9 protein-coding genes and 1 pseudogene are annotated in these 10,406 nt (G+C 75.2%); 3 read left to right on the forward strand and 7 right to left on the reverse strand.

Annotated features, from left to right (window positions below):
* The 6 genes and pseudogenes from SSNG_RS04395 to SSNG_RS04420 all read right to left on the reverse strand — a co-directional run.
* Positions 1 to 928 (reverse strand): beta-propeller fold lactonase family protein (locus SSNG_RS04395; protein ID WP_050779547.1); only part of this gene is annotated, 928 nt, incomplete at its 3' end.
* 56 nt (positions 929 to 984) lie between these two features.
* A complete protein-coding gene (locus tag SSNG_RS04400) occupies positions 985 to 2,124 on the reverse strand; it encodes a nitric oxide synthase oxygenase (protein WP_007262595.1) in 1,140 nt (379 codons plus the stop codon).
* 250 nt (positions 2,125 to 2,374) lie between these two features.
* Entirely contained in the window at positions 2,375 to 3,871 is a 1,497-nt protein-coding gene (locus SSNG_RS04405; protein ID WP_128636864.1) for an FUSC family protein, read from the reverse strand.
* A 344-nt stretch (positions 3,872 to 4,215) separates the two neighbouring features.
* Entirely contained in the window at positions 4,216 to 4,638 is a 423-nt protein-coding gene (locus SSNG_RS04410; protein WP_007262597.1) for a universal stress protein, read from the reverse strand.
* Positions 4,639 to 4,647: 9 nt separating this feature from the next.
* Positions 4,648 to 6,166 (reverse strand): annotated as a pseudogene (locus tag SSNG_RS04415) (APC family permease).
* Between the two features lie 55 nt (positions 6,167 to 6,221).
* On the reverse strand, positions 6,222 to 6,647 hold the full coding sequence (locus SSNG_RS04420; RefSeq protein ID WP_042800525.1) for a carboxymuconolactone decarboxylase family protein: 426 nt from the start codon (positions 6,645 to 6,647) through the stop codon (positions 6,222 to 6,224).
* A gap of 73 nt (positions 6,648 to 6,720) precedes the next feature.
* On the opposite strand from SSNG_RS04420, the gene SSNG_RS04425 reads away from it, so the two are divergent.
* A complete protein-coding gene (locus SSNG_RS04425; protein WP_007262600.1) occupies positions 6,721 to 8,193 on the forward strand; it encodes a PLP-dependent aminotransferase family protein in 1,473 nt (490 codons plus the stop codon).
* A 7-nt stretch (positions 8,194 to 8,200) separates the two neighbouring features.
* Here SSNG_RS04425 and SSNG_RS04430 read toward each other — a convergent pair whose 3' ends face one another.
* The gene (locus SSNG_RS04430) at positions 8,201 to 8,797 is read right to left on the reverse strand and encodes a histidine phosphatase family protein (protein ID WP_007262602.1); all 597 of its coding nucleotides are present in this window, start codon (positions 8,795 to 8,797) and stop codon (positions 8,201 to 8,203) included.
* 79 nt (positions 8,798 to 8,876) lie between these two features.
* Here SSNG_RS04430 and SSNG_RS04435 point away from each other — a divergent pair, with 79 nt between their 5' ends.
* On the forward strand, positions 8,877 to 9,584 hold the full coding sequence (locus tag SSNG_RS04435) for a YoaK family protein (protein WP_042800526.1): 708 nt from the start codon (positions 8,877 to 8,879) through the stop codon (positions 9,582 to 9,584).
* Positions 9,585 to 10,149: 565 nt separating this feature from the next.
* The coding region (locus SSNG_RS04440; protein WP_277752134.1) for a sigma factor at positions 10,150 to 10,406 on the forward strand (257 nt) is incomplete at its 3' end.

A 10,406-nucleotide genomic window follows, 5' to 3' on the forward strand; every position in this document is an offset into this window, starting at 1 on the left:
GGCGGCCAGGTCGCGCGGCCAGTGGCCCGCCGCATCCGGTGGTCCCGGCCTGCCGCGGCTCCTCGGGACCGCCGGCGAGGGAGAAGGTGACCAGGGTGTCGGCCCCGCGGACGGCCGCCCACAGGAAGCGGCCGTCGGCCGAGACCGTGACCGCCGAGGGGTAGGCCCGCGCGCCGCCCGGAGCGGTCCCGGGGGCGACGGGGACCTCGCCGACGGGTTCGAGGCGCCCGTCGGCCGCGTTCCAGCGGCAGACGGTCAGCTGCGGCTCCAGCTCGTGGAGTACGTAGACCAGCTCGCCCGCCGGGTGGAAGGCGAGGTGGCGCGGCCCGGTCCCGGCGCGCAGGACGGCCTTCGCGTGCTCCCGGGGCGCTCCGGTCTGCGGGTCGAGCACGAGGACGCGTACGGCGTCCCCGCCGAGGTCCACGGTGAGCACCCAGCGGCCGGTGGGGTCGGGGAGCACCTGGTGGGCGTGCGGGCCGGCCTGCCGCTCGGCGTCGGGGCCGGATCCGCTGTGGGCGAGGACCGCGGCCGGTCCGGCGACGCCGCCGTCCGCGGTGAGCGGCAGGCTGCTGACGCTGCCGGAGCCGTAGTTGGCGGTGAGCAGCCGGCCTCCGGCCAGGCTGAGGTGGGTGGGTCCCGAGCCGTCGACGGGCACGGGGGCTCCCAGCGGGGCGAGCCCCGCGGCGGTGGCGCGGAAGGCGCCGACGGCTCCCCGGCCGGTCTCGCTCACCGCGTACAGCACGCCGGAGTGCCGGTCGACGGTGAGGAACGAGGGGTCGGCCAGGGAGTCCGCGCAGGAGAGCGGGGTCAGCGCTCCCGTGGCCGGATCCACGGCCGCGGTGGTGACACCGCGGCCGCCCCCCGAGGTGAACGAGCCGATGTAGGCCCGGTGTCCGCCGCCCTGGTCCGTGCTGTGCGCGCCGCCCACTGGTGCCTCTTTCCGCCGTCCCGGATCCGTCTCCGGAGCCGACGGTAACAGAAGGTCTAGACCAAGTCCCGTCCTCTGGCCCGTTCCTGGGCGCCGGGGTGGTGGACGTACGCCGTGGAGCTCGGCCGGTCCTCGTAGGTCCGGTGGAAGACGGGCGTGGCGGCTCCGGAGATCGGCGGGACGATCCAGGACCAGTCCGCGCCCACCTCGCGGCCCTTGCGCTCCTCGCGCTCCAGGTGCGAGAGGAACCGCCGGGACTCGGTGTGGTGGTCGGCGATGGTGACCCCGGCCCGGTCGAAGGAGTCCAGCACCGCGCGGTTGAGCTCGACCAGCGCCCGGTCCTTCCACAGCGAGCGCTCGCTGGAGGTGTCCAGGCCGAGTCTGCGGGCGACGGCCGGGAGGAGGTTGTAGCGGTCGGTGTCGGCGAGGTTGCGGGCGCCGATCTCGGTGCCCATGTACCAGCCGTTGAACGGGGCGGCCGGGTAGTGGATGCCGCCGATCTCCAGGCACATGTTGGAGATGGCGGGCACGGCGTGCCAGCGCAGCCCCCACTCGCTCCAGTCGTCGCGCTCGTCGGGGTGCCGGATCGGGACCTCCAGCACGGCGTCCGCGGGCGTGTCGAACCAGCGGGGCTTGTCGTCGACCCCCTGCACGACCAGCGGGAGGAGGTCGAAGGGGGTGCCGGCGCCGCCGGACCACCCGAGGCCGAGCAGGGCCTCGGTGAGCGGCGCGTTGCGGGCGTCGCCGACCGTTATGGAGTGGTGGTCCCCGTAGCCGGCGTAGCGCACCAGCTGCTCGCTCCAGATCAGCGGGCCGGGACGGTCCGGGGTGTCGGGGGCGAAGACCGTGATGGTGGGCCGGACCCGGCCGCCGTTGGTCGCCTCGCGCAGGTGCTCGAAGCACTCGGCGGCGATGTCCTCGGCATCGGTCAGCCCGCGCCGGTCGCGGACCCGCAGGGAGTTCCAGTAGAGCCGGCCTATGCAGCGGTTGCTGTTGCGCCAGGCCACGCGGGCGCCGTGGACCAGCTCCTGCGGGGTGTGCCGGTAGGTGCCGGTCTCCGCGAGCTCGGCCCGTACGGCGGCGAGCCGGGCACGCGGATCACCGGCCTGCGGATTCTCCCGGTGGAAGAGCCGGATGAACTCCTCGGCTTCCTCCCACACCTGAGCGGTGCTCGAGTGCTTCTGCAGAATTTCCATTCCGGGCGGTTACCCCCTGTCCGACCAGATCCACCCTGTACATGCCGGATGAATGTGCAATGAACAATCACCCGTTGTACACGGCGCAGTTCAGCCCGGCGGGGATGCGGCTCCCGGAACACCCCTCCGGGTGATGTCGGCGCAACGGCCTGCGGCGAGGCGCTCCGCGGGCCTATCATCCGCCGCATTCCGGATGGTTGAGCAGCAGGGGGGTCCAGGCGGTTCAGGCGGTCCAGGCGGTCCAGGCGGTTCAGGCGGTGACGACCAGCGGGGCCCGGGGGTCCGTGCGCAGCGGGGTGGCCAGGGCGACGAGGGCCTCCTCCAGGCCGTGCAGGTGGGCCAGGGCCGGTTCGGTGCCGGACTCCCGGGCCGCGGTGCGCGGCGCGGCCGGCTCCGGGGACCCCTCGGGGGCGGTGAGGGCCTCGACGGCCGCCTCCACCCGCCAGCAGGCGGCGGCGAGCCGGGCGTCGTGGGAGGCCTGCGGGTCGGCGGCGACGGCCACGAGCCCGCGCACCTCGCGGGCGCAGTCGTCGAGCAGCGCCATGACCTGCCGGGCGCGGGCCTTGCGGGCGCGCAGCGGGCTCAGCGGGTGGACGAGCGGCGCGAGGGCGACGCGGGCGCGGACCAGCAGGAGTTCCAGTTCGGCGGCGTGCGGGGCGGGGTCGGCCGCGGGGTCTCCGGCCAGGCGGTCGAGGGAGGCCGCGGTGGCGGCCCGTACGCAGTGCAGGGCGCGCTGGATCCAGGCGTCGTTGGCGCCGTGGGTGGTCACGGGGAGGATCAGCACCACGGCGAGGGCCGCGCCGAGGGCGCCGACGGCGGTCTCCTCGAAGCGCAGGAGCAGCAGTCCGGGGTGCAGCACGCCGAGGAGCCCGTAGAGCAGCCCGGCCATGACGGTGACGAAGAACATCATCCAGGAGTACGAGGGCGCCGCCGTGTAGAAGATGCCGAAGACGCAGACGGCCACGAGGGCCGCGGTGGGCGCGGGCGCGCCGTGCAGCGGCACGGCGATCAGCAGGCCGGCGGCGATGCCGACGACGGTGCCCAGGACCCGGCGGAAGCCGCGGACCAGGGTCTCGCCGCGCGAGGCGGTGTTGACGAAGATCCACCAGGCGGTGCCGACGGCCCAGTACCAGCGGTCCTCGGACAGCACCTGGCCGACGGCGAGGGCGAAGGCGCAGGCGGCGGTGGCCTGGAAGGCCTGGCGGGTTGTGGGACGGGCCAGACCGGTGCCGGGCAGCGGCGGCGGCGGTGCGGCGGGCGGCGTGCGGCGCTCGATGGGCCAGAGCACGAACCGCACGGCCCCGGCCGACAGGAGCGCCAGGGCGACGGCGGCGAACAGCTCGGGCAGCTGGGCGGGCCGGGCGTGCAGGAACTGGGTGACGAAGAACATCATGAAGCCGAAGATGCCGAGGGCGTGGCCGCGCGGCCCCCAGCGGCGTGCGTAGACCCCGGCGAAGACGACGGCGAGGAAGGCCGCGTCGCGGGCGGTCGGCATCCCGTGCAGTCCGGTGGCCAGCACCAGGACGGGGAAGCCGGTGGCCGGCAGCAGGGCGGTGGTCACCCGCTGGGCGCGGACGTCCGCGTCGAGGACGGTGAACAGCGCGAGCAGCGCGGCGAGCCCGCCGGTGATGGAGGCGGTGAGCGAGAGCCCCGTCAGTTCGGCGACGGCGACGGCGAGGCCGGTGCCGATCACCGCACGGAGCGAGTTCCGCAGTCTGGTGCGCCCCGGATCCGGAGCCACGAACATCCTCTTCATGGCGGTGTGCCGCCCCCCTCGGAGTGAAGCGCGCCGGCCCGGATCCGCCCGGGGGTGGTGGGCGGAGCACGGGCACGGCGAAGGCACCGCGCTCCGGACCGGCCTCGTTGCCGTCCGGCGCTGCGCGGCGCCGAAAGTACATGGATATGACACAGATAAGCATCCGCAGGGGCATTGGCTCAAGCGACGTCCGTCACGCTGGACCGTTGGCACAGCGCTGAAGCACCTTTTCCGGCCACCGGGAGGCCAACGGACCGGGCGGTCCGCGGCCGGTCCGCGGCGGGTCCGCGCCCGGTCCGCGCCCGGTCCGCGCCCGGCTCCGGCCGCCGGAGGCGTCAGGGGCCGTCCTCGGTCGGCACGCACAGCACCGGGACGGGCGAGAGGTGCAGCAGCTTGTGCGGGGTGGAGCCGAGCAGGGCGCCCCGGATCGGGCTGTCGCCCCAGCTGCCGACGATGATGACCCGCGCGGAGTGGCGTTCGGCGGCGGCGAGCAGGGCCTGGGCCGGCTTGTCGTCCACCACCTCCACCGTCGAGGGGACGCCCGCCTCGTCGGCGGCCTCGACGGCCCGGGCGAGCGCGGCGCGGCCGGCCTGGAGGACGGCCTCGCGGTGGGCGCGGTACTCCTCGCCGGTGGCTCCGGGCGCGGCGGCCCCGTAGACGAGGACCAGGGGTTCCCCGAAGGCGGTGGCCACCTCCAGCGCCACCCGCAGGGCCCGCTCGGCGCCGGGGGACTCGTCGTAACCAAGGACCACGGACATCCGGCCTCCTCAGCCCTTCGCGCCGCGCACCAGGGCCGGGTCGACCACGCTGCGGCGCTCCTGCCAGAACCTGCCGTCGCGGACCCGCCAGAAGCACATGAGGAGCACGCCGAGGGCGGCGATGCCGATCCCGATGACCAGCGGCGGGCCGAGGCCGAACCAGGAGGTCCCGCCGGCGGAGTTGCGCGGGTCGGACATGTCGGCGACGGACTCCACCAGCAGCCAGGCCAGCAGTCCGGCGCCGACCAGCGGGCCCACGCCGATGAGGAAGAAGTTGTGGGCGTTCTCCAGCAGGTGGCGGCGGTAGTAGACGGCGCAGGCCACGCCGGTGAGCGCGTAGTAGAAGGCGATCAGCAGGGAGAGCGCGGTGAGGGAGTCGAGGAGGGCGTTCTCGCTGATCTGGTTGACGATCAGGTACCAGGCGATGGCGATGCCGGCCACCCACCAGGTGCTGACCTCAGGGGTGTGGAAGCGGGGGTGGATGTGGGCCAGGTGCGGGGGCAGGGCGTGCCGGCGGGCCATGGACAGGGCGGTCCGGGAGGCGGGGATGATCGTCGTCTGGGTGGAGGCGAGGGCGGAGGTGCAGACGGCGAGGAGCACCATCCAGTCCCAGCCGCCCATCACCTCGTGCGCGAGGACGGCGAAGACCGCCTCCTCCTCGCCGGCGTTCTTCGCGAGGAACTCGGTTCCGGCGTAGGCGACGATGGCGAAGCCGACGGAGAGGTAGGTGACCAGCAGCACCAGGGTGGACCAGATGCCGGCCTTGCCGGGAGCGGTGGCGGAGTCCTCGACCTCCTCGGTGAGGTTCACGGCGGACTCCCAGCCCCAGTAGATGAACACGCCGAGCAGCAGCCCGCCGGTGAGGGCGGCGCCGCCCGCCCCGAAGGGGTTGAGCCAGGTGAGCGAGGGTTCGATCTCGTCGAGGGTGCTGGTGCCGGCATACACGCGGTAGATGGCGACGAAGGCGAAGACCAGCAGGAAGAGGACCTGGGCGAGGATCAGGACGTCCTGGAGGTGGGCGGAGAGTTCGGTGCCGATGACGCAGACGGCGGTCATGGCGAGGATGACGGCCACGGTGAGCGCCTGGCGGACCACCTGGTTGGCGGCCCAGTCGTCGAGGCCGGCGGCGAGCAGCCCGAAGTGGACGGCGACGTCGGCGAGGGAGCCGATGACGAGCACCCCGGTCATGGTGATGGCCCAGCCGCCGAGCCAGCCCGCCCAGGGGCCCATGGCCCGGGTCACCCACGAGAAGGTGGTGCCGCAGTCCTGGTCGACCTTGTTGAGGTAGTAGAAGGCGGCGGCGATGAGCAGCATCGGCACGAACGAGGCCAGCATCACGCCCGGGGCGTAGATGCCGGCCAGGGCGACGATCGGGCCGATGACGGCGGCCAGGGAGTAGGCCGGCGAGGTGGAGTTCAGGGCGGATGACGAGGGCGTCGAGGAAGCCGATCGCGTTGGCCTTCAGGCCCTCCTCGGGGCCGGCGTCGCCGATGGTGCTGCCCGCCCCGGCGCGGTCGCCGTCGTTCATGTACGCATCGTCACGCACACGGCGGCCGCGCGCGAGGCGGGCGGGGCGGGTCGGGTCACTCGGTGCCGGGGGTCTTGCGGGTGGTGACGTTCATCCGGTTCCAGGTGTTCACGGTGAAGACGAGCGCGATCAGGTGGGCCAGCTCCTCCTCGCCGAAGTGGCGTGCGGCCTCGTCGTAGACGGCGTCCGAGACGCCGCCGGGCAGCAGGGTGATCTCCTCGGTGAGCGCGAGGGCGGCGCGTTCCTTCTCGGTGAACAGGCTGGAGTCGTGCCAGGCGGAGAGCTGGTAGATGCGCTCCTCCGACTCGCCGCCCTTGCGGGCGTCGCCGGTGTGGTAGTCGATGCAGTACGCGCAGCGGTTGATCTGCGAGGCACGGATCTGGACCAGTTCCAGCAGGACGGGGTCCAGGCCCTTGCGGGCGGCGGCGTCCAGGGCGAGGACGGCCTTGAAGACCCGGGGGGCGACGGCGGAGAAGTTCATGCGCTCGGGAACCTGAAAAGTTGTCATGTGAAGAACCTATGGGCGTGATCGACCGGGCGTAGGGTTCATTTCCATGCGGGGATCTTGGGTCAATCCGGCGGAGGAGCGTCCCTCCGGCGGCGACGGCGGTGGCGGTGGCGACGGCAACGGCAGTGATCTGCACCTGGACCTGAGCGGCGGTGGCAGCCTGCGCGCCCGGCTGATGGGGGCCCTGCGGGAGGCGGTGCACTCGGGGCGGCTGGCGCCGGGGACCCGGCTGCCGCCCTACCGGACGCTCGCCGCCGACCTGGGGATCGCCCGCAACACCGTCGCCGACGCGTACGCCGAGCTGGTCGAGGAGGGGTGGCTGTCGGCCCGCCAGGGGTCGGGCACCCGGGTCGCCGAGCGGGCCGTGCCGCTGGAGCCGGAGCGGCCGAGGGGTCCGGCCCGGCCCGTGCGGCGGCGTACCGTCCACGATCTGCTGCCCAGCTCCCCGGACGCCTCGGCCTTCCCCCGTACGGCCTGGCTGGGCGCGGCCCGGCGGGCGCTGGCCGCCGCCCCGCACCACGCGTTCGGGGTGGGGGACCCGCGCGGCCGGATCGAGCTGCGGCGCACGCTGACGGAGTACCTCGCGCGGGCGCGGGGCGTACGGACCTCCCCCGACCGGATCGTGCTCTGCTCCGGGTTCGCGCACGCGCTGGAACTGCTGGGCTCGGTCCTGACGGGCCCGGTCGCCGTCGAGTCGTACGGGCTGCCGTTCCACCGGGAGCTCCTGGAGCGGGCCGGGCGGGCGACGGTGCCCCTGACCGTGGACGGCCGGGGCGCGCGGGTCGGGGAGCTCGCGGGGGTGGACGCGCGGGCCGTGCTGCTCACGCCGGCGCACCAGTTCCCGACGGGCGGGCCGCTGCACCCCGAGCGGCGGGCGGCGGTGGTGGACTGGGCGCGGGCCCGCGGCGGGCTCCTCGTCGAGGACGACTACGACGGGGAGTTCCGCTACGACCGCCAGCCGGTGGGCGCCGTGCAGGGCCTGGACCCGGAGCGGGTCGTGTACGTCGGCTCCGTCAGCAAGAGCCTGTCGCCCGCGCTGCGGATGGGCTGGATGGTGCTGCCGGGCCGGCTGGTGGACGAGGTCCTGGAGGCGAAGGGCGAGCGCGAGATGTGGTCGGGGGTGACGGACCAGCTCACCCTGGCCGAGTTCGTCTCCTCGGGCGGCTACGACCGCCACCTGCGCCGGATGCGGCAGGTCTACCGGCGCCGCCGGGACCTGCTGGCGGCGCGGCTCGCGGCCGAGGCCCCGCACGTCCGGGTCAGCGGGGTCGCGGCCGGGCTGCACGCGGTGCTGGAGCTGCCGCCGGACACCGAGGCGGCCGCCCTGCGCGCGGCGCGGCGGGCGGGACTGGCGCTGGACGGGCTGGGCCCGTACCTGCACCCGGACAGCGTCATGGCCCCGCGGGACGGGCTGGTGCTGGGCTACGGCACCCCGCCCGAGCACGCGTTCGCGGCGGCGCTCGACGCCCTGTGCCTGGCCCTGCCCGAGCCGCCGCCGGCGGGTCCGGAGGCGGCCTGAGGGGTGGTCAGGGCCGGGTGTTCCAGCCCGCGATGACCGGGAGTCCGTGCTCCGTGGAGAGCACGCTGACCGTGCCGGTGCGCAGCAGGAAGAGCCGGCCGTCCTGCGGGGGCAGGCCGAGGTAGCGGGCGGTCAGGACGCGCAGGAAGTGGCCGTGTGCGACGAGTACGACGTCGCCCCGGCCGGCGCTCAGCGTCCCGGCGACGCGGGCGAGGACCCGGTCGGCGCGCGCGCCCACCTGGGCGGCCTGCTCGCCGGGGAGAAAAGACGTCGCCCGGGGGAAAAAACGTCGGTAAAACAGCGACCAGTCGGGGCGGGTGCGCTGGATCTCGGCGGTGGTGACGCCCTCGTAGCCGCCGTAGTCCCATTCGTGGAGGTCGGGCTCGGGGACCCCGCCGGTGAGCCCGGCGAGTTCGGCCGTGGCGACGGCCCGGCTGAGGGGGCTGGTCAGCACCAGGGCGGGTTCCCGGTCGTGGAAGAAGGGGGCCAGCGAGAGGGCCTCGTCGGCGCCCCGCGCGGTCAGCGGCACGTCGGTCAGCCCCGTGTGGCGCCCGTTCGCGCTCCACGCCGTCTCCCCGTGCCTCACCAGTAGCAGTTCACTCATGCCCGGACCCTATGGCGGGGGGCCACCGCCCGGCATGTCGGGCCGCCGGAGCCGGGCGGGCGTGTCACTGTCGGGCGTCATGGACGTGCGTGAGTGCAGGCGGCTGACCGTCCTGCTGCTGGTGCTGACCTGGGTGACCGGGCTGATCGAGGCCGTCAGCCTGCTGGCGCTGGGGCCGGTGTTCACCGCCATGCAGACCGGCAACGTGCTGTTCCTCGCCTTCGGCGCGGCACACGAAGGGAGCCTGCCCGCACTGGCGTCGGGTGTGTCGCTGCTGTCGTTCGCGGTCGGCGCGGTGTGCGCGGCCCGGCTGGAGGGGGCCGCGCAGGCCCGGGGGCGGCACTGGTTCGTGATCGGGCTGGCCGTGGAGGCGGCGCTGGTCCTGGCCGCCGCCTGCGTCGGGTGGGGCGTGCCGCCGCGGTACGGGAACCCGGCCGCGCGGCACCTGATGACGGCCGCCGTCCTCGCGGTGGCGATGGGCTTCCGCAACGTCACCAGCATGCGGGTCAACATGCCGGGGGTGCCGACGACGCTGGTGACCCGGTCGATGACGGCCCTCCTGGGCGGCTCGGCGCTGGGGCACGACAGCGCCTTCGGCTACGGCACGGGGGCCTGGGGGCGGCGGGCGTGGGCGGTCGCCGCGATGTTCGCGGGCGGGCTGACGGGGGCCCTGCTGGTGCGGGCCGGGTGGACGGTGAACTGGCTGCTGCTGCCGGCGTCGGCGGTGGTGTGCGCGGTAGGCCTCGCCTACGTCCGCCAGCCGGAACTGCGCCCAGGCACCTGTTGAACGGGACCGGACGCCCGGGCGCCGCGGCTCGGCCGCAGGCCCGGGGGCGCGGAGCCGGGCGGACCCGGGGCGGAGGCCAGGGCGGCACGGACGCGCACCCGGCGGCGCGAGCGCAGGCGGACCGGGGCGAAGGGGGCGCCGCGAGCGCAGGCCCGGCGGCGCGGGCGCAGGCCCGGCGGCGCGGGCGCAGGCCCGGCGGCGCGGGCGCAGGCCCGGCGGCGCGGGCGCAGGCCCGGCGGCGCGGAGGCGGGCCGGGACGGCGCGAGCGCGGAGCCGGGCGGACCCGGGGCGGAGGCCAGGGCGGCGCGGGCGCGGACCCGGCGGCGCAACCGCAGGCGGACCTGGGCGGAGGCCAGGGCGCCGCGGGCGCGGACCCGCGGTGCAAGCGCAGGCCCGGCGGCGCGGGCGCAGGAGCGGCGGCGCGGGCGCAGGAGCGGAAACGGGCCGCTCGGTAGGAGGCCCGGGCGGAGCGGGCTTGGAGCCGGGTCGCGCGGAGCGGGGGTGCGGAATCGATGCGGAAACGGTGCGAGTGGAGGTGGGGGCGGCGGATCGGGAGGCTCGGCGTATGGACACCGTTCCCCCGCAGGACGACGCACCCGCCGCGGAGCCCGGGTTCGGCGCCGGTGACGAGGCCGAGGTGGAGGCCGTCTACCGGCGCTGGCGGCCCATGGTGCACGCCCTGGCCCTGCGCGCGCTGGGGGATCCGCGCGAGGCCGAGGACGTCGCCCAGCAGGTGTTCCTCGCCGCGTTTCTCTTCCGGGCCGGGTACCGTCCGGGGCCCGGCGGGACGGTTCCTCCTGACCGGCATCACCCGGCACAAGG

The organism is Streptomyces sp. C, assembly GCF_000158895.1.
GTDB lineage: Bacteria > Actinomycetota > Actinomycetes > Streptomycetales > Streptomycetaceae > Streptomyces > Streptomyces racemochromogenes.

Excerpts from the sequence above, each read along its gene's own strand:
- SSNG_RS04400 (WP_007262595.1), bottom strand. The coding sequence starts at position 2,124 with ATGGAAATTCTGCAGAAGCACTCGAGCACCGCTCAGGTGTGGGAGGAA.
- SSNG_RS04410 (WP_007262597.1), bottom strand. The coding sequence starts at position 4,638 with ATGTCCGTGGTCCTTGGTTACGACGAGTCCCCCGGCGCCGAGCGGGCC.
- SSNG_RS04405 (WP_128636864.1), bottom strand. The coding sequence starts at position 3,871 with ATGTTCGTGGCTCCGGATCCGGGGCGCACCAGACTGCGGAACTCGCTC.
- SSNG_RS04430 (WP_007262602.1), bottom strand. The coding sequence starts at position 8,797 with ATGAGTGAACTGCTACTGGTGAGGCACGGGGAGACGGCGTGGAGCGCG.
- SSNG_RS04435 (WP_042800526.1), top strand. The coding sequence starts at position 8,877 with ATGGACGTGCGTGAGTGCAGGCGGCTGACCGTCCTGCTGCTGGTGCTG.
- SSNG_RS04425 (WP_007262600.1), top strand. The coding sequence starts at position 6,721 with ATGCGGGGATCTTGGGTCAATCCGGCGGAGGAGCGTCCCTCCGGCGGC.
- SSNG_RS04420 (WP_042800525.1), bottom strand. The coding sequence starts at position 6,647 with ATGAACTTCTCCGCCGTCGCCCCCCGGGTCTTCAAGGCCGTCCTCGCC.